The sequence below is a fragment of the Streptosporangium sp. NPDC023615 genome, assembly GCF_040640155.1.
Classification (GTDB): Bacteria; Actinomycetota; Actinomycetes; order Streptosporangiales; family Streptosporangiaceae; genus Streptosporangium.
Genome location: NZ_JBFABE010000027.1, coordinates 37926 through 59388 on the forward strand (window position 1 = coordinate 37926; position 21463 = coordinate 59388).

Annotated in this window: 19 protein-coding genes; 17 read left to right on the forward strand and 2 right to left on the reverse strand. The window is 71.4% G+C overall.

Annotated features, from left to right (window positions below):
- Nucleotides 1–144: 144 nt before the first annotated feature.
- The 14 genes from AB0G16_RS20160 (at nt 145) to AB0G16_RS20225 (ending at nt 15264) form a co-directional block, all read left to right on the forward strand.
- Nucleotides 145–681 carry a hypothetical protein gene (locus AB0G16_RS20160; RefSeq protein WP_362806737.1) on the forward strand — a complete coding sequence of 179 codons (537 nt, stop codon included), beginning with the start codon at nt 145–147 and terminating at the stop codon, nt 679–681.
- 106 nt (nt 682–787) lie between these two features.
- A complete protein-coding gene (locus tag AB0G16_RS20165; protein WP_362806740.1) occupies nt 788–1804 on the forward strand; it encodes a DUF3048 domain-containing protein in 1017 nt (338 codons plus the stop codon).
- A 153-nt stretch (nt 1805–1957) separates the two neighbouring features.
- On the forward strand, nt 1958–2872 hold the full coding sequence (gene pdxS / locus AB0G16_RS20170; protein WP_362806743.1) for a pyridoxal 5'-phosphate synthase lyase subunit PdxS: 915 nt from the start codon (nt 1958–1960) through the stop codon (nt 2870–2872).
- A gap of 193 nt (nt 2873–3065) precedes the next feature.
- Nucleotides 3066–3656: a pyridoxal 5'-phosphate synthase glutaminase subunit PdxT gene (gene pdxT, locus AB0G16_RS20175; protein WP_362806746.1), complete on the forward strand. Its 591-nt coding sequence runs from the start codon at nt 3066–3068 to the stop codon at nt 3654–3656.
- 3 nt (nt 3657–3659) lie between these two features.
- A complete protein-coding gene (locus tag AB0G16_RS20180) occupies nt 3660–4412 on the forward strand; it encodes a YebC/PmpR family DNA-binding transcriptional regulator (protein ID WP_362806749.1) in 753 nt (250 codons plus the stop codon).
- An 82-nt stretch (nt 4413–4494) separates the two neighbouring features.
- Nucleotides 4495–5943: a cation:proton antiporter gene (locus tag AB0G16_RS20185; protein WP_362806752.1), complete on the forward strand. Its 1449-nt coding sequence runs from the start codon at nt 4495–4497 to the stop codon at nt 5941–5943.
- Between the two features lie 245 nt (nt 5944–6188).
- Nucleotides 6189–6809 carry a crossover junction endodeoxyribonuclease RuvC gene (gene ruvC, locus AB0G16_RS20190; protein WP_362806861.1) on the forward strand — a complete coding sequence of 207 codons (621 nt, stop codon included), beginning with the start codon at nt 6189–6191 and terminating at the stop codon, nt 6807–6809.
- On the forward strand, nt 6806–7426 hold the full coding sequence (gene ruvA / locus AB0G16_RS20195) for a Holliday junction branch migration protein RuvA (protein ID WP_362806755.1): 621 nt from the start codon (nt 6806–6808) through the stop codon (nt 7424–7426). The genes ruvC and ruvA overlap by 4 nt, the downstream gene beginning before the upstream one ends.
- Before the next feature lie 34 nt (nt 7427–7460).
- Entirely contained in the window at nt 7461–8516 is a 1056-nt protein-coding gene (gene ruvB, locus AB0G16_RS20200; RefSeq protein WP_362806758.1) for a Holliday junction branch migration DNA helicase RuvB, read from the forward strand.
- Between the two features lie 223 nt (nt 8517–8739).
- Nucleotides 8740–9165: a preprotein translocase subunit YajC gene (gene yajC, locus AB0G16_RS20205; RefSeq protein WP_362806761.1), complete on the forward strand. Its 426-nt coding sequence runs from the start codon at nt 8740–8742 to the stop codon at nt 9163–9165.
- Between the two features lie 84 nt (nt 9166–9249).
- The gene (gene secD / locus AB0G16_RS20210; protein ID WP_362806764.1) at nt 9250–11040 is read left to right on the forward strand and encodes a protein translocase subunit SecD; all 1791 of its coding nucleotides are present in this window, start codon (nt 9250–9252) and stop codon (nt 11038–11040) included.
- On the forward strand, nt 11037–12131 hold the full coding sequence (gene secF, locus AB0G16_RS20215) for a protein translocase subunit SecF (RefSeq protein WP_362806766.1): 1095 nt from the start codon (nt 11037–11039) through the stop codon (nt 12129–12131). Before secD ends, secF begins: the two co-directional genes overlap by 4 nt.
- Nucleotides 12132–12312: 181 nt before the next feature.
- Nucleotides 12313–12831, forward strand: coding sequence for an adenine phosphoribosyltransferase (locus AB0G16_RS20220; protein WP_362806769.1), 519 nt, complete (start codon nt 12313–12315; stop codon nt 12829–12831).
- A 237-nt stretch (nt 12832–13068) separates the two neighbouring features.
- Nucleotides 13069–15264 carry a bifunctional (p)ppGpp synthetase/guanosine-3',5'-bis(diphosphate) 3'-pyrophosphohydrolase gene (locus AB0G16_RS20225; RefSeq protein WP_362806772.1) on the forward strand — a complete coding sequence of 732 codons (2196 nt, stop codon included), beginning with the start codon at nt 13069–13071 and terminating at the stop codon, nt 15262–15264.
- Nucleotides 15265–15374: 110 nt separating this feature from the next.
- On the opposite strand, the gene AB0G16_RS20230 is transcribed toward AB0G16_RS20225, so the two are convergent.
- Nucleotides 15375–16604 (reverse strand): DUF349 domain-containing protein, encoded by a 1230-nt coding sequence (locus tag AB0G16_RS20230; RefSeq protein ID WP_362806775.1) that lies wholly within the window; start codon nt 16602–16604, stop codon nt 15375–15377.
- A 65-nt stretch (nt 16605–16669) separates the two neighbouring features.
- A complete protein-coding gene (locus AB0G16_RS20235; protein ID WP_362806777.1) occupies nt 16670–17530 on the reverse strand; it encodes a peptidylprolyl isomerase in 861 nt (286 codons plus the stop codon).
- A gap of 147 nt (nt 17531–17677) precedes the next feature.
- On the opposite strand from AB0G16_RS20235, the gene AB0G16_RS20240 reads away from it, so the two are divergent.
- The 3 genes from AB0G16_RS20240 to aspS are packed head-to-tail and all read left to right on the forward strand — an operon-like array spanning nt 17678 to nt 21408.
- Complete coding sequence (locus AB0G16_RS20240) at nt 17678–18406, forward strand: MBL fold metallo-hydrolase (protein WP_362806780.1); 729 nt, start codon at nt 17678–17680, stop codon at nt 18404–18406.
- 3 nt (nt 18407–18409) lie between these two features.
- A complete protein-coding gene (hisS, locus tag AB0G16_RS20245; RefSeq protein ID WP_362806783.1) occupies nt 18410–19675 on the forward strand; it encodes a histidine--tRNA ligase in 1266 nt (421 codons plus the stop codon).
- On the forward strand, nt 19672–21408 hold the full coding sequence (aspS, locus tag AB0G16_RS20250) for an aspartate--tRNA ligase (RefSeq protein ID WP_362806787.1): 1737 nt from the start codon (nt 19672–19674) through the stop codon (nt 21406–21408). Before hisS ends, aspS begins: the two co-directional genes overlap by 4 nt.
- Nucleotides 21409–21463: the final 55 nt, after the last annotated feature.

Consider the following 21463-nt stretch of genomic DNA (forward strand, 5'->3'; position numbering starts at 1 on the left):
GGCGGCCGGCGGGGCGGACGGGTCCGAGGCGGCGGACGGGATCGGCGGGATCGTCGGGGGCGGGAGCACCGGGAGCACCGGGAGCACCGGGAGCACCGGGAGCGCCGCCCTGGTCGGCACGGCGGCCGAAGGGGACGGCCGGGTGTGACGACGACGATCCTGGTGGTGGGCGCGCTCGTCGTGCTCCTCGCCGTCTACGTCTCCTGGCGGGCCGGCCGGCTGGACCGGCTGCACATCCGGCTGGAGCTGGCCCGCGAGTCGCTGGACGCCGCGCTGGTGCGGCGCACGGCCGTCAGCCTGGAGCTGGCGGCCTCCCGGATGCTGGACCCGGCGACCAGCCTGGTGCTGGCCGCCGCCGCCCACGAGGCCCGCACCGCCGGTCCCGAGGAGCGCGAGCACGCCGAGAGCGACCTGTCGCGCACCCTGCGGGCCGTCGTGGACCAGGAGCGCTTCCGGGACCGGCTGGCCGGCACCCGGGCCGGGTCCGACTTGCTGGAGGAGCTGGGCGCCGCGGTGGCGAAGGTGCTCTACGCCCGCCGGTTCTACAACAACGCGGTGGGCGTGACCCGTACGGCGCAGCGCCGCTGGCTGGCCCGCACGCTGCGGCTGGCCGGGCACACCGCCTATCCGGAATTCTTCGAGATCGACGACGCGCCCCCCACCGCCCTCGCCGCCGAATAGCCCATATATGCCGATTAAGGAGCGCATGAACCGGAGTATCTGACAAGTCGGACACCGGTAGGCTCTTGGCGTTCGTGCCGAGTGGCCTAGCTGGAGGAGACGCGTCGTGCGGGTGCCCCGGATGATCACCGCCGTGGTGGCGGGAGTCGCGCTGCTGGCGCCGGCCGCCGCCTGCTCGTCCGACGATCCGGCCCCGGCGGGCAACGCCCAGGGCGCGACCGGTGAACCCAGCGCGACCCCGACCCCCGAGCCCGGGCCGACGCACCCCTTCACCGGCATGCCGGGCGCGGCCCGCAGGCCGGTGGTCGCGGTGAAGATCGAGAACACCGCGGCGGGCAAGCCGCAGCTCGGCCTGAAGAGCGCGGACATCGTCTACGTCGAGCAGGTCGAGGCGGGCCTGACCCGGCTGATGGCGATCTTCTCCTCGAAGCTCCCGGCCAAGGTCGGCCCGGTCCGCAGCGCCCGGATCTCCGACCTGCACATCGTCCCGCAGTTCGGCAGGCCCGCCTTCGCCTACTCGGGCGCGCAGACCAAGATGCTCCCCTTCATCGCCGAGGCGCCGCTGTTCGACGTCTCCGACAGCAGCCAGCCGGGCGCCTACTTCCGCCAGCCCGGGCGCTTCGCCCCCTACAACCTCTTCGCCGAGACCAAGCGGCTGCTGGCCGGGGCGCCCAAGGCGACCAAGGCCAAGGACATCGGGTTCACCTTCGGGGACGCCCCGGAAGGGGGCACGCCGCGCAAGGCCTACACCGTGCGCTACCCGGCGGCGCGCTTCGGGTTCGTCTGGTCCCAGGCCGCGGGCAGATGGCTGATCTGGCAGGACGGCAAGAAGAACGTCGCCGCCGAGGGCGGCCAGCTCGGCGCCCCCACGATCGTCGTCCAGTACACCAGGACCGAGCGCTCGCAGTTCCACGACAAGAACCAGAGCTACACCCCGCTGGTGCACACCACCGGCAAGGGCAGGGCCGTCGTGCTCCGCGACGGCCGGGCGTTCAAGGCCCGCTGGTCACGGCCCTCGGAGAAGGACGGCACGGTCTTCACCACCGAGGCCGGGGATCCGATGAACTTCGCCCCCGGTCAGGTGTGGGTCGTGCTGGCCTCCGCCAAGCCCGTCATCCCCTGACCCGCGCCCCTTACATGGTGTCCAACGGGACGCGTCGAGAGTGACAAGGTGGCGTGTGAGGGGAGAGCCCGCCCTGCGCCTACGATGGAGACGACAGCGGCCGTCCCCCGGGACGGCCCGTGACCCGCAGCCAGACGTCGTGAGGTAGAGCCCGTGTCCAGCAGCACGCCCGAAGTCAGCGAGACCACCGTCACCGGAACCGCCCGGGTCAAGCGCGGCATGGCAGAGATGCTCAAGGGCGGCGTCATCATGGACGTCGTGAACGCCGAGCAGGCCAAGATCGCCGAGGACGCCGGCGCCGTCGCCGTCATGGCCCTCGAGCGGGTGCCCGCCGACATCCGTGCCCAGGGCGGCGTCTCCCGGATGAGCGACCCCGACATGATCGACGGCATCATCGCCGCCGTCTCGATCCCGGTCATGGCCAAGGCGCGCATCGGCCACTTCGTCGAGGCCCAGGTCCTGCAGTCGCTCGGCGTCGACTACATCGACGAGTCCGAGGTGCTCACCCCGGCCGACTACGCCAACCACATCGACAAGTGGCGGTTCACCGTGCCCTTCGTCTGCGGCGCGACCAACCTGGGCGAGGCGCTGCGCCGCATCACCGAGGGCGCGGCGATGATCCGCTCCAAGGGTGAGGCGGGCACCGGCGACGTCTCCAACGCCACCATGCACATGCGCAAGATCCGCGGCGAGATCAAGCGGCTCTCCTCGCTGCCCGAGGACGAGCTGTTCGTCGCGGCCAAGGAGCTCCAGGCCCCGTACGAGCTGGTCGCCGAGGTCGCCAGGGCCGGCAAGCTGCCGGTGGTGCTGTTCACCGCCGGGGGCATCGCCACCCCGGCCGACGCCGCGATGATGATGCAGCTCGGCGCCGAGGGCGTGTTCGTCGGTTCGGGCATCTTCAAGTCCGGCAACCCGGCCGAGCGGGCCTCCGCGATCGTCAAGGCCACCACCTTCCACGACGACCCCGACGTCATCGCCAAGGTCTCCCGCGGCCTGGGCGAGGCCATGGTGGGGATCAACGTCGACGAGATCCCGGCCCCGCACCGGCTGGCCGAGCGCGGCTGGTAGGCGGGCCAGGCACGAGCCGGTCGCGTGCCCGCCGGCCCCCGGCGGACACGCGAACAGCGCCGGAGCCGGCCCGGCGGCCGTGGGCACGCCCCGGGCCGTTCCCTCCGCGTCCGGCGGGAAGAAGTTGTTTTGGGATGATCCGGGTGGTGGTCATACCCTGAAGAGGCACCCACCCGCTCGGGAAGGACCACCGGTGACCAACGCCCCCACGATCGGCGTGTTCGCGCTCCAAGGCGACGTGCGCGAGCACATGCGCGCCCTGGAGGCGGTGGGCGCCCGCGCGGTCGCGGTGCGGCGCCCCGGGGAGCTGGAGGCGGTCGACGGCCTCGTCGTCCCGGGCGGGGAGTCCACCACGATGTGGAAGCTCGCCGAGACCTTCGAGCTGCTCGAGCCGCTCCGCATGCGGATCAAGGCCGGCATGCCCGCCTACGGCTCCTGCGCCGGGATGATCATGTTGGCCGACCGGATCGAGGACGGGATCGAGGGCCAGCAGACGATCGGCGGCATCGACATGGTCGTCCGCCGCAACGCCTTCGGCCGCCAGGTCGACTCCTTCGAGGCCGACGTCGACTTCGCCGGCCGGGGGGAGATGCGGGCGGTCTTCATCCGCGCCCCCTGGGTGGAATCCGTGGGTTCGGAGGTCGAAGTGCTGGCGCTGGCCGAACCTGGGGATAGGATCGTCGCGGTCCGTCAGGGACCGCTGCTCGCCACGTCCTTCCACCCGGAGATCACCGGGGATGTCGGCGTGCATTCATATTTCGCTGAGATGGTGAGGGAGCTCTAGGCGATGTCCGGCCACTCCAAATGGGCGACGACGAAGCACAAGAAGGCCGCGCTCGACTCCAAGCGCGGCAAGCTGTTCGCCAAGCTCATCAAGAACATCGAGGTGGCGGCACGGACGGGCGGCCCCGACCCCGACGGTAACCCGACGCTCTACGACGCCATCACCAAGGCGCGCAAGAACTCGGTGCCGATCGACAACATCGAGCGCGCCCGCAAGCGCGGCGGCGGCCTGGAGGCCGGCGGCGCCGACTGGCAGACGATCATGTACGAGGGGTACGCCCCCGGTGGCGTCGCGGTGCTGATCGAGTGCCTGACCGACAACCGCAACCGCGCGGCCTCCGAGGTCCGCGTCGCGCTGACCCGCAACGGCGGCTCGCTGGCCGACCCCGGCTCGGTGTCCTACATGTTCAACCGCAAGGGCGTCGTGCTCGTCCCCAAGGGTGAGCTGGGCGAGGACGACGTGCTGTCGGCGGTGCTCGACGCCGGCGCCGAGGAGGTCAACGACCTGGGCGACCAGTTCGAGGTGGTCTCCGAGGCCACCGACCTCGTCCCGGTCCGCAAGGCCCTGCAGGACGCCGGGATCGACTACGACTCGGCCGAGTCCGGTTTCATGCCGACGTTGAACGTCCCCCTCGACGAGGACGGCGCCCGCAAGGTCTTCAGGCTGATCGACGCCCTGGAGGACAGCGACGACGTCCAGAACGTCTGGGCCAACTTCGACGTCTCCGACGAGGTCATGGAGAAGCTGGACGCCTGACGGCCCCCTCACGGTGATTTTCGGTTGATCTTATATTGTCTGCGATGTTTGTCCTTCTGGTCAGGGGCATATCACGCGAACGATGGGCAATCCTGATCTGATTTTCGCCGTGGCGGGTGTCGCCGCCCTGCTCGCGGCCACGCTGCCGCAGCTCCTGAACCGACGTCCCTTCTCCCTCCCGCTGGCATGCCTGCTGTGCGGCGTACTGCTGTACGTCCTGCCGCTGGACCTTCCCGACGCCGACCCGATCGCCCACCGGGCCCTGGTCGAGCACGCCACCGAGATCTGCGTGCTGATCTCCCTGATGGGCGCCGGGCTGGCCATCAACCGTCCCTTCGGCCGGCGCTCCTGGTCCTCGACCTGGCGCCTGCTGGGCTGGACGCTCCCGCTGACCGTCATCGGCGTGGCCGCCGCCGCGTACGGCCTGCTCGGCTGGCCGCTGGCGGCGGCGCTGCTGCTGGGCGCCGTGCTCGCGCCGACCGACCCGGTGCTCGCCTCCGACGTGCAGGTCGGCGAGCCCGTCGACTCGGAGAAGGCCGAGGAGGCCGAGGAGGCCGAGAACCCTGGCAAGCCGGGGAACTCCGGGAAGCCGGAGGAGCCGGAGGAGCCGGAGAGGCCCGTCGGCTCGGAGAAGGCCGAGGAGCCGGGGGACGACGAGGAGTCGGGGGGCGACGAGGAGTCGGGGAAGGACGACGTCGCGCAGAAGGACGACGACGAGGTCCGCTTCACCCTCACCTCCGAGGCCGGTCTCAACGACGGCCTGGCCTTCCCCCTGGTGTACGCCGCGATCGCGCTGGCCGTCAGCGGGGGCGCCGGCTGGCTGGGCGAGTGGGCGCTGGTGGACGTGCTCTACCGGTGCGGCGCCGGCGTGGTGGGCGGCCTGCTGATGGGCAAGCTGCTGGGACGGCTCTTCTTCCGTGCCCGCGCCTCCGACCTCCGCCTGGCCGAGCACCGCGACGGGTTCGTGGCGCTGGCCGCGACGTTCCTGGCCTACGGCCTGACCGAGCTGGTGCACGGGTACGGCTTCATCGCGGTGTTCGTGACCGCCTGCACGATCAGGGCCGCCGAACGTCACCACGGCTACAACGGGGTGCTGCACGGCTTCATCGAGCAGATCGAGCGGCTGTTCACGGCCTGGCTGATCGTCCTGCTCGGCGGCTTCATCGCGCTCGGCGGGCTGAACGCGCTCACCTGGCGGGGCGCCGCCGTCGGCCTGCTGCTGATCCTGGTGATCCGCCCGCTGACCGGCTGGCTGGCCGAGCTGGGCGGCAGGGCCGGGCCGCGCGAGCGCATCGCGACCGCGTTCTTCGGCATCCGGGGCATCGGCTCGCTGTTCTACCTCGCCTACGCCCTCGGCCAGGCCGACTTCGGCGTACCGGCCGAGGAGCTCTGGGCGGTGGTCGCCTTCACCGTGGTGGCCTCCCTGGTCGTGCACGGCATCTCGGCCACGCCGGTGATGAACCGCCTGGACCGGCTCCGCGACCGGGTCGGCCGCGCCCGGGACGTCGACCCCGCCACCCAGCACCTCTGACCGGCCCGCGCGGTGCCCCCACGCGGGCGCACCGCGCGGTGCCCGGCACCCACGGGTCCCCCGTGACTCCCCTGACTCCCCGGACGTCCCGGGACGTGATCTTCCCCGCGTCACCCCGTACGGGATCGATCCCGATGACACCCCGGCGGGGCCGCGAGAGCCGTGCGCGGCGGGCCTCCAGGCGGTAGAGTCTGCCACCGAACAGGTGTTCGGCGAGCGGAGGCGTGTCGGTGCGGGTGCCCGAGCTGCGGGTGATGGGGGTCGATCCCGGGCTTACCCGATGCGGGCTCGGCGCGGTCGAGGGGCGCCCCGGGGCGCCGCTGAGCCTGGTCAAGGTCGGGGTGGTCCGCACGCCCGCCGACGACGAGATCGGCGCCCGGCTGGTGGCGATCGAGGCCGGCATCGAGCGGTGGCTCGACGAGCTCAGGCCCGACGCGGTGGCCGTGGAGCGGGTCTTCGCGCAGCACAACCTCAGGACCGTGATGGGCACCGCGCAGGCCTCGGCGGTGGCCATCCTGTGCGCCTCCCGCAGGGGGCTGCCGGTGGCGCTGCACACGCCCTCCGAGGTCAAGGCCGCGATCACCGGCAGCGGCACGGCCGACAAGCGGCAGGTCGGCACGATGGTCACCCGCCTGCTCCGGCTGGACGCCATGCCCAAGCCCGCCGACGCCGCCGACGCGCTCGCCCTGGCGATCTGCCACGTCTGGCGGGGCGGTGCCCAGAACAGGCTGGCCCAGGCCGCGGAGAGGGCCGCCGGCAGGATCGCGGACGCCTCGGGGGAAGCGGACGCCCCTGGGGGAACGACCGCCGCCGCCTACTTCCGCGGCCGGGGCCGGGCCGGATACTCGAGAGGAACCACGAAGTGATCGCCTCGGTGCGGGGACAGGTGACCGCGATCGCGCCCGACGGGGCGGTCGTCGAGGTCGGGGGCGTCGGCGTCCGGGTGTACTGCACCCCGGCGACGCTGGCGGCGCTGCGGCAGGGCGAGGAGGCCAGGCTGGCCACCTCGCTGGTGGTCCGCGAGGAGTCGCTGACGCTCTTCGGGTTCGCCACCGACGACGAGCGCGGCATCTTCGAGATGCTCCAGGCGGCCAGCGGGGTCGGCCCCAAGGTCGCGCTGGCGATGCTGGCGGTGCACACGCCCAACGCGCTCCGGGTGGCCGTGGCCGCCGCCGACGTCAAGGCGCTGACCAGGGTGCCCGGGGTGGGACCCAAGGGCGCCCAGCGGATCATCGTCGACCTCAAGGACAAGCTCGGCACCCCCGAGGAGGCCGTCACCGCCGCCCTCAACGGCGACGCCCCGGTGCCCGCCTGGCGCGACCAGGTCCACTCCGGCCTGGTCGGGCTCGGCTACTCGGCCCGTGACGCCGACGAGGCCGTCGCCGCGGTCGCGCCCCAGGCCGACACCGCGCTGGCCGAGGGCCGCACCCCGCAGGTCGCGGCGCTGCTCAAGGCCGCCCTGCGGATGCTGAGCGTGCGATGAGGGTCCTGCGGGCGACGAGGGAAGGCGGGCGGGCGTGAGCGAGCGGGATCTGGTGTCGCCGGACGCCGAGGGCGACGAGCAGAACATCGAGGCGGCGCTGCGGCCCAAGCGGCTGGACGAGTTCATCGGCCAGGCGCGGGTGCGCGAGCAGCTCTCACTGGTGCTGCAGAGCGCGCTGCGGCGCAACCGGCCGCCGGACCACGTGCTGATGAGCGGCGGCCCCGGGCTCGGCAAGACGACCCTCTCCATGATCATCGCGACCGAGCTCTCGGTGCCGCTCCGGATCACCTCGGGGCCCGCCCTGGAGCGGGCCGGCGACCTCGCGGCGATCCTGTCGACCCTCTCGGAGGGCGAGGTCCTGTTCATCGACGAGATCCACCGGATGGCCAGGCCCGCCGAGGAGATGCTCTACCTCGCCATGGAGGACTTCCGCGTCGACATCGTGGTGGGCAAGGGGCCCGGGGCGACCGCCATCCCCCTGGAGATCGCCCCGTTCACCCTGGTCGGGGCCACCACCCGGGCCGGCATGCTGCCCGCGCCGCTGCGCGACCGCTTCGGCTTCGTCGCGCACATGGACTTCTACGGGGTCGCCGAGCTGGAGCAGGTGCTGCACCGCTCCTCCCGCCTGCTGGGCGTCACCCTGCCCGGCGACGCGGCCCACGAGATCGCCGGGCGCTCGCGCGGCACGCCCCGTATCGCCAACCGCCTGCTGCGCCGGGTCCGCGACTTCGCCGAGGTGCGCGCCGGCGGCGTGGTGACCAGGGACGTCGCCTCGGCCGCGCTCAACCTCTACGAGGTCGACGCCGAAGGGCTCGACCGGCTGGACCGGGCGGTGCTCGGGGCGCTGCTGCGCAGGTTCGGCGGCGGACCGGTGGGGCTGTCGACGCTGGCGGTGGCGGTGGGGGAGGAGCCGGAGACGGTGGAGGTGGTGGCCGAGCCGTTCCTGGTGCGCCAGGGACTGCTGGCCCGCACCCCCCGCGGCCGGGTCGCGACCGCCGCCGCCTGGACCCATCTGGGGCTGACCCCGCCGCCGGACGCCTTCGGCGCCTCGTTCCTCGTGGACCTGGGAGACCAGCCGGGAAAGATATAGCGTGGGAACCGTGGGGAACACGCACGGAATCGATCACAGGTCGATGACGACGGTATCGAAACGGGAACTTCCCTGCGCGCCGGAACGTCTCCTCGTTGCCGCGCTCCTAACAGCTCGCCTAAACTCCTAGGCTTGGTCGGCTGTGTAGGCTGACGTGCTGAGTGGCGTGGCCGTACAAGACGTCCGGCTTCAGCCGGCCATTCTCAAGAGAGGGAGCGGCCCCGTGGGCGACAGCTATTCGAGTTTGATCATGATCGCTCTCATGGTCGTGGTGTTCTACTTCCTGCTCATCCGCCCGCAGCGCAAGCGGCAGCAGGAGCAGGCCGCGATGCAGAACAGCCTCACGCCGGGCACCGGCGTGATGACCACGACGGGCCTGTTCGCGACCGTGGTGGCCATCGACGCCGACGACGTGATCCTGGAGATCGCCCCCGGCGTCGAGACCCGCTGGGTCAAGGCGGCGATCGGCCGCGTCCTGGTCCCCGTCGACGACGCCGAGGACGACCTCAAGGCCGTCGACATCACCGACACCACCGGCACCACCGGCACGCTCGGCACCGCCGACCCGGCCGACCCGGTCGTCCAGGACGTGCCGAGGACCGCCGGGCAGCGCGGCGAGGACCAGGACTCGACGAGCAGGAAACCGTGAGCAGCATCCCCACCCGTCCCCTATAGCCGAAAGAACTGACGACCAGTGGCCCGACCGACCAGCAGCCAGAGCAGACCGGGGCGCATGCTCCTGCTCCTCCTGGCGATCATTCTCGCCATGGGCGGGGTGATGCTCCTCAACAAGGCGTACACCCCCGAGTACGGCCTCGACCTCGCCGGCGGCACGACAGTGACGCTGCAGCCCGTCACGGCCACCGGAGGCCCTCCCACCGACGAGAGCCTCAACCTCGCCGTGAACATCATCCGGGACCGGGTGAACGGCACCGGCATCTCCGACGCCGAGGTCGCCAAGGCCGGTGACAACATCCTCATCTCCGTCCCCGGCGTGGGTCAGGAGGAGGTCGTCAAGCTGGTCGGCACCACCGCGGAGCTGAGGTTCCGCCAGGTGCTGGCGGTCGGGTCCGGTTCCCCCGCGCCCCCGGGACAGCTGTCCACCCAGGCGCCGACCCCGTCCCCGTCGCCCACGACGTCGGGCAAGGGCGACAAGAAGGCCGAGCCCGGCGGGTCCGCGACCCCGAAGCCGGACGCGACCGCCGCCCCCGACACCGGGGCCACACCGGCCGGTCGTGCCCTGTCGTCGGCGCTGACCCGGGCGGGCTCCGCCGCCACCCCGGCCCCCGCCGCCCCCCCCTCGGCCGAGCCCGGCCGTGACGGGGCGTCGGCCAGGCCGGACGCGAGCGCCACCCCGGGAGCCAGTGCCGCGCCCACCGCCCCGCCGAGCACCATGCCCACCGCGCCCACCGCGCCCGCCGACCCGGCGGCCGGCATGGACACCACCGGCATCGACCCGGCGGCCCTCAAGCAGTTCGAGACGCTCGACTGCTCCAAGGACGCCGGCAAGGGCGCCCAGGACGCCCCGGACAAGCAGTACGTCGGCTGCAGCGCCGACGGCGCCGCCAAGTACATCCTGGAGAAGGCGGCCGTCACCGGCACCTCGATCGACACCGCCTCCTCGGGTGTCGAGCAGACCACCGGTGAGTGGCTCGTCCAGCTCTCCTTCAAGGGCCAGGGCCCCGACCAGTGGTCGAAGGTCACCACCACCGCCTTCAACTCGCAGGCCCCGCGCAACCAGGTCGCCATGGTCCTCGACGGCGTGGTCATCTCCGCCCCCGTCATCCAGGAGCCCATCACCGGCGGCCGGGCGCAGATCTCCGGCAGCTTCACCCAGGTGACCGCCGACGAACTGGCCAACCAGCTCAAGTACGGCGCGCTCCCGCTGAAGTTCAAGCAGGGCGCCATCGAGGAGGTCTCCTCCATCCTGGGCGCCGACCAGCTGCGCGGCGGCCTCATCGCGGGCGCGATCGGCCTGCTGCTGGTCGTGGTCTACTCGATGCTCTACTACCGCGGCCTGGGCGTCGTCTCGGTGCTGAGCCTGCTGGTCGCGTCGATCGTGACCTACCAGGCCGTGGTGCTGCTCGGCACGTTCGCGGGCTTCCGCCTCTCGCTGCCGCACATCATCGGCCTCATCGTGTCGATCGGTATCACCGCGGACTCGTTCATCGTCTACTTCGAACGCATCCGTGACGAGATGAAGGAGGGCCGGCGCTCGCTGCGCACGGCCATCGAGGTCGCCTGGGTCCGTGCCCGGCGCACGATCCTCATCGCCGACGCGGTCATGTTCATCGCCGCCCTGGTGCTGTACTTCCTGGCGGTCGGCGGCGTGGCCGGGTTCGCCTTCGCGATGGGCCTGACCACCCTCATCGACATCGCGGTGGTGTTCATGTTCACCAAGCCGTTCATCGCGCTGCTGGCGAGGCTGAAGTTCTTCGCCAGGGGCCACAGGCTCTCCGGTCTCGACGCCGAGCGCATGAGCGAGACCGCCGTCGCACCCAAGACCGTTCCGCAGGAGGCATGATGTCCGGCATCGCGCGCCGGCTGTACCGGGGCGAGGTCAACGTCGACTTCGTCGGCCGCCAGAAGCTCTGGTACAGCCTCTCCGGCCTCCTGCTGGTGGTCTCCATCGCGGGTCTGGTCTTCAACGGCCTCAACCTGGGCGTGGAGTTCAAGGGCGGGTCGGTCTTCTCGTTCAAGGCCCCGGCCGCCACCATCGAGCAGGTGCGCGGCACCTTCGCCGAGGCCGGCGCCCACCAGGTCATCGCCCAGACGACCAACAACGGCTGGCGGGTCACCACCGAGACCCTCCCGGCCGAGCGGGTCACCGCGGCGCAGAAGGCGGTGGCGAACGAGTTCGGGATCAGGCAGAACGACGTCACCCTGCAGGTGATCGGCGGCTCCTGGGGTGGCCAGGTGGCCAACAAGGCCGTCATCGGACTGATCGTCTTCATGCTGGCGATCATCCTGTACCTGACGATGGCCTTCGAGTGGAAGATGGCGCTGGCCGCGGTCGTGGCCCTGCTGCACGACCTGGTGATCACCGCCGGTGTCTACGCCTGGTCCGGGTTCGAGGTCACCCCGTCCACCGTGCTGGGCTTCCTGACGATCCTGGGTTACTCGCTCTACGACGCCGTCGTCGTGTTCGACATGATCAAGGAGGTCACCGCCAAGCTCGGCACGACCTCCAAGATGACCTACACCGAGGCCGCCAACAACGCGCTGAACCACACGCTGATCCGGTCGCTGAACACCACCCTGGTGGCGATCCTGCCGGTCGCGGCGATCCTGTTCATCGGCACCACGTTGTTCGGCGCCGGCACGCTGAAGGACCTGTCGCTCTCGCTGTTCGTCGGCATGCTCGTCGGCACCTACTCCTCGCTCTGCGTGGCGACGCCGCTGCTGGTCACGCTGAAGGAGCGCGAGCCGCGCTACCAGGCGATCGCCCGCAGGCTCTCCTCGCACGCCGGCTCCGGGGTGAAGGCGGCCACGCGCCAGCCGGTCACCGCGGGAGCCGGGGGCGGTGGGGGCGGCGGAGGTACCGCCACGGCCGCCGGCGGCGGCGGGGCCACCCGCGCGAGCACGCCGTCCGGCGACAAACGCAAGAAGAGGTAGCTCCGGGCAGTCCGCGCCTCCGCTCCCCGCGCAGGGAGCGGAGGCGTTCGTCTTCCCGGACCGACCCGGCCTCTTCCCCGCCGTCCTCGCCCCCGACGCGCCTTCCGTCACCTCCGCCGTCGCCGTCACCCTCGGCGCCGCCCTCGCCGCCCTCGCCGCCCCTCGCCCAAGGAGAGTCCCCATGACCGAACTGAGCAGCCTCATCCTCGGCCGCATCCGTGACGTGCCCGACTACCCGAAACCCGGGGTGCTGTTCAAGGACATCACCCCGCTGCTCGCCGACCCGGCCGTGTTCGCCGCGGTGATCGAGGAACTGGCCGGGATGTACGAGGTGGACAAGATCGCGGGAATCGAGGCCAGGGGCTTCATCCTGGCCGCCCCGGCCGCCCTGCGGGCGGGCGTGGGGTTCGTCCCGGTACGCAAGAAAGGCAAACTGCCCTCTGAGACGCACGAGGAGTCCTACGATCTGGAGTACGGCTCCGCCGTCATCGAGGTCCACCGGGACGCGTTCGCCCCCGGGGAGCGGGTCCTGATCGTCGACGACGTGCTCGCCACCGGCGGCACGGCACGGGCGGCGGTGGAGCTGGTCCGCAGGGCGGGCGCCGAGGTCGTCGCCCTCGCCGTGCTCATGGAGCTGGCCTTCCTCGAGGGACGCGAGCGCCTGACCGACGTCGAGGTGCGCTCCCTCGTCGTCGTCTGATCGACCCCGCGGACGAATGCACACAACTCGGTCTGGATACACTGAAGGATCTGGACTCGAACGTAGGGAGTCTGAGTGCCCCGTGATGTGGTCGTCCCCGACACGACCGCCGGCGGCGGTGGTCCCGAGACGGCCGCCCCCGCAGGCGACGCCGGTTCCACCATGTCCGGAACCGCCGAGGAGAAGCCGGCGGTAAGGCGAAGGCTCGCGCGTCTTGGGGGACAATGGGGTGGCGGCATGAATCCGGTCCTGGAGCCGCTGTTCCGGACGGTCCGCGCGACCCATCCGAAGGCGGATCTGCGGCTCATCGAGCGCGCCTACGACGTGGCCGCCCACCACCACCGCGACCAGAAGCGCAAGAGCGGCGACCCGTACATCACCCACCCGCTGGCGGTGGCGACGATCCTCGCCGAGCTCGGGACCGACGACGAGACGCTCTGCGCCGCGCTGCTGCACGACACCGTCGAGGACACCGCCTACGGCCTGGACGAGCTGCGCTCGGACTTCGGCGACAACATCGCCCTGCTGGTCGACGGCGTCACCAAGCTCGACAAGGTCAAGTTCGGTGACGCGGCCGAGGCCGAGACCGTGCGCAAGATGGTCGTGGCGATGTCCCGTGACATCCGGGTGCTGGTGATCAAGCTCGCCGACCGGCTGCACAACATGCGCACCATGCGCTACCTGCCCGAGCACAAGCGGCACCAGAAGTCCCGCGAGACGCTGGAGATCTTCGCGCCGCTCGCCCACCGGCTGGGCATGAACACCATCAAGTGGGAGCTGGAGGACCTCGCGTTCGCCATGCTCTACCCCAAGCGCTACGACGAGATCGCCCGCATGGTGTCCGAGCGCGCCCCGCGCCGGGACCTGTTCCTGCAGGAGGTCATCGAGAAGGTCTCCGGGGACCTGCGGGACGCGAAGATCCGCGCGACCGTCAAGGGCCGCCCCAAGCACTACTACTCCGTCTACCAGAAGATGATCGCCAGGGACGTCGCCTTCGACGACATCTACGACCTGGTGGGCATCCGGGTCCTGGTCGACACGGTCCGCGACTGCTACGCGGCGCTGGGAACGATTCACGCGCGGTGGAACCCGGTGCCCGGCCGGTTCAAGGACTACATCGCGATGCCCAAGTTCAACATGTACCAGTCGCTGCACACCACGGTCATCGGCCCCGAGGGCAAGCCGGTCGAGCTGCAGATCCGCACCAACGGCATGCACCACAGGGCCGAGTACGGCGTGGCCGCGCACTGGAAGTACAAGGAGGACACGACCACCTCCGGTCCCGCCGGGGCGAAGCTGAAGCCCGCCAGCGACATGGCCTGGCTGCGCCAGCTCCTCGACTGGCAGAAGGAGACCGCCGACCCGGGGGAGTTCCTGGAGTCGCTCCGGTTCGACCTGTCGGTCTCCGAGGTCTACGTCTTCACGCCCCGGGGCCAGGTGATCGCGCTGCCGGAGGGCGCGACGCCGGTCGACTTCGCCTACGCCGTGCACACCGAGGTCGGCCACCGCTGCATCGGCGCCCGGGTCAACGGCCGCCTGGTGCCCCTGGAGTCGAGGCTGGGCAACGGCGACACCGTGGAGATCTTCACCTCCAAGTCGCCGGACGCCGGGCCGTCACGCGACTGGCTGAAGTTCGTCAAGTCCGGCCGGGCCCGCAACAAGATCCGCCAGTGGTTCTCCAAGGAGCGCCGCGAGACCGCGATCGAGGCGGGCAAGGAGGCGATCGGCCGCGCCATGCGCAAGCAGGGTCTGCCGCTGCAGCGCCTGATGTCGGGAGAGTCCCTCCTGGCCCTCGCCAGGGACCTGCGCTACCCGGACGTCTCGGCGCTGTACGCGGCCGTCGGGGAGAGCCACATCGCCGCTCAGACGGTCGTGCAGAAGCTCGTGACGTCCTTCGGGGGAGTGGAGGGCGCCGAGGAGGACATCGCCGAGACCTCCGTGCCCACCAAGCTGCGCGGCCGTCCGCGCGGCAGCGGCGGAGCCGGGGTGGTCGTCGCGGGCGACTCCGACGTCTGGGTACGCCTGTCGCGGTGCTGCACCCCGGTCCCGGGCGACGAGATCGTGGGTTTCGTCACCCGCGGGCACGGCGTCTCGGTACACCGCACCAACTGCCCGAACATGGACCAGCTCACCTCCGAGCCCGACCGCCTGGTCGAGGTCGCCTGGTCCGCCGCGGACGACTCGGTCTTCCTGGTGGCCCTCCAGGTCGAGGCGCTGGACCGGCCCCGCCTGCTCTCCGACGTGACCCGCACGCTCTCCGACCAGCACGTCAACATCCTGTCCGCGTCGGTGACGACGTCCAGGGACAGGGTGGCGATCAGCAGGTTCACCTTCGAGATGGGCGACCCCAAGCACCTGGGGCACGTGCTGAAGGCGGTCCGCAACATCCAGGGCGTCTACGACGTCTACCGGGTCAGCGGCGCCGGCTCCTGAGGGCCCCCGGGCCCGGTCCACCCTCCACGCCTCCTGGGCCCCCGGCAGGCCCCTTCGGCGCCACGTCCGGGCGGACGTGGCGCCGAGGGGTCAGGAGGACACCGGGACGGTCAGGAGAACTCGGCGAGCGTGCGCTCGGCCTCCTCCAGCCAGGAACGGCGGGCGGTCAGCGCCTCCTCGGCGTCCTTGACGTCCTTGTCCTTGCCGGCCTCCCTGGCCTTGGCCAGGCGGGTCTCCAGCTGGGCGATGGACTTGCGCAACTGGTCGACGGTGGTCTGGGCGCGGGCGCGTGCCTCGGGGTTGGAGCGCTTCCACTCCGCCTCCTCGGCCTTGCGGACCGCTTCGTCGATCTTGCGCAGGCCGCCCTCCAGGCGGTCGCGCTGCTCGCGCGGGACCGCGCCGGCCGCCTCCCAGCGCTCCAGGAGGGCACGCAGGGCACCGCGGGCCGCCCGGGCGTCGGTGACCGGGAGGATCTTCTCCGCCTCGGTCAGCAGCTGCTCCTTGACCTCCGCGTTGGCGGCCAGCGAGGCGTCGCGCTCGGCGAAGACGGCCGAGCGCGCCTGGAAGAACCGGTCCTGGGCACCCTTGAAGCGGCCCCAGAGCTCGTCCTCCACCTCACGGGAGGCCCGGCCCGCGTTCTTCCACTGCTGCATCAGCTCGCGGTAGGCCGACGCGGTGGTGCCCCAGTCGGTGGACGAGGCCAGCTCCTCGGCCTCGGCGACGATGCGCTCCTTGGCCGAGCGCACCCCCTCGCGCTGCTCGTCCAGCCCGGCGAAGTAGGCCTTGCGCCGCTTGGCGAAGGCCGTGCGGGCCGCCGACAGGCGCTTCCACAGGGCGGCCTCGGTCACCCGGTCGATGCGCTCGGCGGCCTTCCACTCCTCGATCAGCTGGCGCAGCCGCTCACCCCCCGTCTTCCAGTGGGTGGTGTCCTCGGCGATGCGCTCGGCCTCGGCGACGATCCGCTCCTTGATGCCCTTGGCCTCGGCCCTGGCCACGTCACGGGCGGCCTTGACCTCCTCCCGGCGCTGGGCGACCAGCTCGGTGAGGGCGCCCAGGCGGGTCAGCAGCGCGTCCAGGTCGCCGACGGCGTGCGCGTCGGTGATCGCCTCACGGAGCTTGACGATGGTCGCCTCGGCCTGGGCGGGCGGCAGGTCGGTGCCGCGGACCCGCTGCTCCAGCAGGGCCACCTGACCGGCCAGCTCGTCGAACTTGCGATGGAAGTAGGCAAGGGCCTCCTCCGGTTCGCCGGCCTGCCAGGACCCGACGGCCCGTTCGCCCTCGGCCGTACGTACGTAGACGGTGCCGTCGTCGTCTACCCGGCCCCACGGGTCGGTGCTCACCGTGTCCTCCCGCACTTTCATCAGCCTTTCGGGACTTGTCGCCCCTTGTATGTATTACGTCAGCTCTAGCTGGACATTGTCACGTCTTTGATTTCGACGGTCTCCTTCGGTGCTCCGGTGCCGTCGCCTCCCGGGGTGATGAACCCGGCCTTGTTCACCTTGTCGAGGATCTCCAGACCCTTGGTGACCGTACCGAACGGTGTGTAGTCCGGCGTCAGCGGGGCGTTGCCGTAGACGATGAAGAACTGGCTGCCGTTGGTGTCGGGGCCGCTGTTGGCCATGGCCACGACGCCGCGGGTGTACTTGGCCCCCTCGAGGTTCTCGTTGACGAAGCGGTAGCCGGGACCGCCCTGGCCGTCGGTGGGGTTCTTGCCGTCGGCCTTGGCCAGCGGGTCGCCGCACTGCAGCATGGGGAACTGGTCGGAGCCCAGCCGGTGGCACTTGGAGCCGTTGAAGTAGTTCTTCTTCGCCAGGAAGGCGAAGGAGTTGACCGTGCAGGGCGTCTTCTCCGCCGACACCTCGATGACGATGTCGCCCAGGTTGGTCTTGAGGGTCATCTTCTTCGGGCTCTTGTCGACCTTCGCCGGGGGCAGGCCCACGTCCTTGACCGCGCCGCCGGGGGAGGCGGCGTAGCCACAGGTGCCCGCCGCCGGGTCGAACTTCGTCGGCTGCGCCCCGGTCTCCCCGGCCGCCTCCGACGCCGACGAGCTCGGCGACGGTGCCGGCTCGGAGGTGGCGGTCGCCGTCGTGTCGGAGCCTCCGAGCAGGGTGGTGGCGGCGATCACGCCTCCCACGACGACCACGGCGGCCACGGTGGTACCGATGATCGCGTTGCGCTTCGACTTGGCCTCGCGTTCGAGACGCCGCTGCATCTGCCGCTCGTAGTGCTCGCGCGCCAACTGCTTCTGACGGTCCTTGCCGCTCACCGCTTCGCCCTCCCGAGTGCCGAGTAGTACTTAATGAGGTGGGCGAATCGTATCGGCCAATGGGTAATGGTTCGCAGCCCGCCGACCCGCACCGGTACCCTTCGGTTACATTCCCATCCGCATTCTTGACGAGATCAGCTGAGGCAGATGCTCATCGCCGGCTTTCCCGCAGGGTCCTTCCAGACCAACTGCTACGTCGTCGCTCCCGCCGCGGGAGAGGAGTGCGTGGTCGTCGATCCCGGTCAGAACGCCGTCGGCGACCTCGACGACCTGCTGCGCGAGCATCGGCTCAAGCCGGTCGCGGTGCTGGTCACCCACGGGCACATCGATCACATGTGGTCGGTCGCCCCGGTCTGCGGCGCGCGTGACGTCCCCGCGTGGATCCACCCGGAGGACCGCGACCTGCTCTCCGACCCGGGCAAGGGACTGTCGCTGTCGGCGAAGCAGCAGATGTTCGGCGGGCTCACCTTCACCGAGCCCGACGACGTGCGCGAGCTCGCCGACGGCGAGGTGCTGCGGCTGGCGGGCCTGGAGCTCACCGTCGACCACGCCCCGGGCCATACCCGGGGGTCGGTGACGTTCAGGTTGCCCGCCACCGAGGAGATCCCGGACGTGATGTTCTCGGGCGACCTGCTGTTCGCCGGCTCCATCGGCCGCACAGACCTTCCGGGCGGCGACTACCCGACCATCCTGCGCAGCCTGGCGGCCAAGTGCCTGCCGCTGCCGGCGGAGACGGTCGTGCTGCCCGGCCACGGACCACAGACCACGATCGGCCAAGAGCGTGCCGGCAATCCCTACCTCGCGGAGGCGGAGAGGGCCGCGGGAGCCGATCCCGCGGACGTACGGCACGACGGCGGCCCCGGCAGGGGACTTTAGACAATGACTTTGCAGGCGCCCAAGGGCACCTTCGACTGGCTTCCGCCGCGCTCCGAACGGGCGCTGGCGGTGCGTGAGGCACTGACCGCGCCCGCCCGCCGGGCGGGGTACGGCTACATCGAGACCCCGGTCTTCGAGGACACCGCGCTCTTCGTCCGCGGGGTCGGCGAGTCCACCGACATCGTCTCCAAGGAGATGTACACCTTCGAGGACAAGGGCGGCCGCTCCATCACCCTGCGCCCGGAGGGCACCGCCTCGGTGGTGCGGGCGGTGCTCCAGCACGGCCTGCACAACGGGCAGCTCCCGGTCAAACTGTGGTACTCGGGCAGCCAGTTCCGCTACGAGCGGGCCCAGAAGGGCCGCTACCGCCACTTCTCGCAGGTCGGCGCCGAGGCGCTGGGCTCGGAGGACCCGGCGCTGGACGCCGAGCTGATCCTGCTGGCCGTCGACGGCTACGCCGCGCTGGGCCTCACCGGCGTCCGGCTGCTGGTCAACACGCTGGGCGACGCCGTGTGCCGCCCCGTCTACCGGGCCGCCCTCCAGGAGTTCCTGCGCGGCCTCGACCTCGACGAGCCCACCCGGCAGCGCATCGAGCTCAACCCGCTGCGCGTGCTCGACGACAAGCGCCCCGAGGTGCAGGCCCAGCTCAAGGAGGCGCCGCTGGTCGTCGACCACCTGTGCGAGGCGTGCGAGGCCTACCACGAGGAGGTCCGCTCCCTGCTGAGCGCCTCCGGCGTCGCCTACACCGACGACCCCCGGCTGGTCCGCGGCCTGGACTACTACACGCGCACCACGTTCGAGTTCGTCCACGACGGGCTCGGCTCCCAGTCCGCGGTGGGCGGCGGGGGACGCTACGACGGGCTGAGCGAGATGCTCGGGGGCCCGCCCCTGCCCAGCGTCGGCTGGGCGCTCGGCGTCGACCGCACGGTCCTGGCCATGGAGGCCGAGGGCCTGTTCGGGGCCGAGGGCACCGAGGCGCGCGTCCAGGTGTACGGTGTGCCGCTGGGCGAGCAGGCGCGCCGCCGGATGTTCCTCCTCGTCGCCGAGCTGCGCCGGGCCGGCCTTGCCGCCGACATGTCGTTCGGCGGCAAGGGTGTCAAGGGCGCCATGAAGGGCGCGGACCGCTCCGGGGCGAGCCACGCGGTGATCCTCGGCGAGCGGGACATCGCCGCGGGGGTCGCCCAGGTCAAGGACCTGGCCAGCGGGGACCAGGCCGCCGTGCCGCTCGACGAGATCGTCACCACGTTGAAGGAGAGACTGGACAAATGATCCGCACGCACGAAGCGGGATCGCTGCGCGAGGAGCACGCCGGGCAGCAGGTGACGCTCGCCGGGTGGGTGGCGCGGCGCCGCGACCACGGCGGCGTGGTCTTCATCGACCTGCGCGACGCCTCCGGCTCCGCGCAGGTGGTCTTCCGCGAGGAGGACGACGCCCACGGCCTGCGCGCCGAGTACTGCGTCAAGGTCGTCGGCGAGGTGCGGGTCCGCCCCGAGGGCAACGAGAACCCCGATCTGGCCACCGGCCGGATCGAGGTCGTCGCCTCCGAGGTCGAGGTGCTCAGCGAGTCGGCGCCGCTGCCGTTCCCCATCGAGGGCGGCACGGGCGTCTCGGAGGAGGCCCGGCTCAAGTACCGCTACCTCGACATCCGCCGCCCGCAGGTCGCGCGTGCCATGCGCACCCGCTCCCGGGCCACCTACCTGGCCCACGAGGTGATGAACGAGCACGGGTTCACCTACGTGGAGACCCCGACGCTGACCCGCTCCACCCCGGAGGGCGCCCGCGACTTCCTGGTCCCGGTCCGCCTGCAGCCGGGCAACTGGTACGCCCTGCCCCAGTCGCCGCAGCTGTTCAAGCAGCTCCTGCAGGTGGCCGGCCTGGAGCGCTACTACCAGCTCGCCAAGTGCTACCGCGACGAGGACCTGCGCGCCGACCGGCAGCCGGAGTTCACCCAGATCGACGTCGAGATGTCGTTCGTGGACCAGGACGACGTCATCGCCCTGGGCGAGGCGCTGATCGGGCGCATCTGGAAGGAGACCGTCGGCTACGAGCTGCCGGTGCCGCTGCCCCGGATGACCTACCACGACGCCATGGCCCGCTACGGCTCCGACAAGCCCGACCTGCGCTTCGGCCAGGAGCTCGTGGAGATGACGCGGTTCTTCGCCGACACCACCTTCCGGGTCTTCCAGGCGCCGTACGTGGGCGCCGTGGTCATGCCGGGTGGCGCCTCGCAGACCCGCAAGGAGCTGGACGGCTGGCAGGAGTGGGCCAGGTCGCGCGGGGCCAAGGGCCTGGCGTACGTGCTGGTGGGCGAGGACGGCACGCTCGGCGGCCCGGTCGCCAAGAACCTGTCCGAGACCGAGGCGGCCGGCCTGGCCGCCGAGGTGGGCGCCGCGCCCGGTGACGCGATCTTCTTCGCGGCCGGCGCCCCCTCCGCCTCCCGCGACCTGCTCGGCGCGGCCCGCCTGGAGATCGGCCGTCGCTGCGGCCTGATCGACGAGTCGGCGTGGAACTTCCTGTGGATCGTCGACGCCCCCATGTTCGAGGAGGACGGCGAGGGCGGCTGGACCGCGGTCCACCACCCCTTCACCGGTCCCAGGCCCGAGTGGGCCGACACCTTCCAGGACCGTCCCGGCGAGGCCCTCGCCTACGCCTACGACATGGTCTGCAACGGCATGGAGATCGGCGGCGGTTCGATCCGTATCCACCGCGCCGAGATGCAGCAGCGCGTCTTCGACGTGCTCGGCATCTCCAAGGAGGAGGCGGAGAACAAGTTCGGCTTCCTGCTGGAGGCGTTCACCTACGGCCCGCCGCCGCACGGCGGCATCGCCTACGGCTGGGACCGGATCTGCATGCTGCTCGCGGGCGGCGACTCCATCCGCGACGTCATCGCCTTCCCCAAGACGGCCTCCGGCTTCGACCCGCTGACCGGCGCGCCGACCCCGATCACGGCCGCTCAGCGCAAGGAGGCCGGCGTCGACGGCAGGCCCAAGACCGGCGCCTGACCCGGCCCGCCCCACCCGGCCCGACCGGCCCGGTCTGGTCCGCCCGACCGACCCG

Bases quoted from the DNA above. Each gene is read 5' to 3' on its own strand.
- AB0G16_RS20180 (WP_362806749.1), top strand. From the start codon at position 3,660: ATGTCCGGCCACTCCAAATGGGCGACGACGAAGCACAAGAAGGCCGCG.
- AB0G16_RS20185 (WP_362806752.1), top strand. From the start codon at position 4,495: ATGGGCAATCCTGATCTGATTTTCGCCGTGGCGGGTGTCGCCGCCCTG.
- secD (WP_362806764.1), top strand. From the start codon at position 9,250: ATGCTCCTGCTCCTCCTGGCGATCATTCTCGCCATGGGCGGGGTGATG.
- secF (WP_362806766.1), top strand. From the start codon at position 11,037: ATGATGTCCGGCATCGCGCGCCGGCTGTACCGGGGCGAGGTCAACGTC.
- AB0G16_RS20220 (WP_362806769.1), top strand. From the start codon at position 12,313: ATGACCGAACTGAGCAGCCTCATCCTCGGCCGCATCCGTGACGTGCCC.
- AB0G16_RS20225 (WP_362806772.1), top strand. From the start codon at position 13,069: ATGAATCCGGTCCTGGAGCCGCTGTTCCGGACGGTCCGCGCGACCCAT.
- AB0G16_RS20240 (WP_362806780.1), top strand. From the start codon at position 17,678: ATGCTCATCGCCGGCTTTCCCGCAGGGTCCTTCCAGACCAACTGCTAC.
- hisS (WP_362806783.1), top strand. From the start codon at position 18,410: ATGACTTTGCAGGCGCCCAAGGGCACCTTCGACTGGCTTCCGCCGCGC.
- aspS (WP_362806787.1), top strand. From the start codon at position 19,672: ATGATCCGCACGCACGAAGCGGGATCGCTGCGCGAGGAGCACGCCGGG.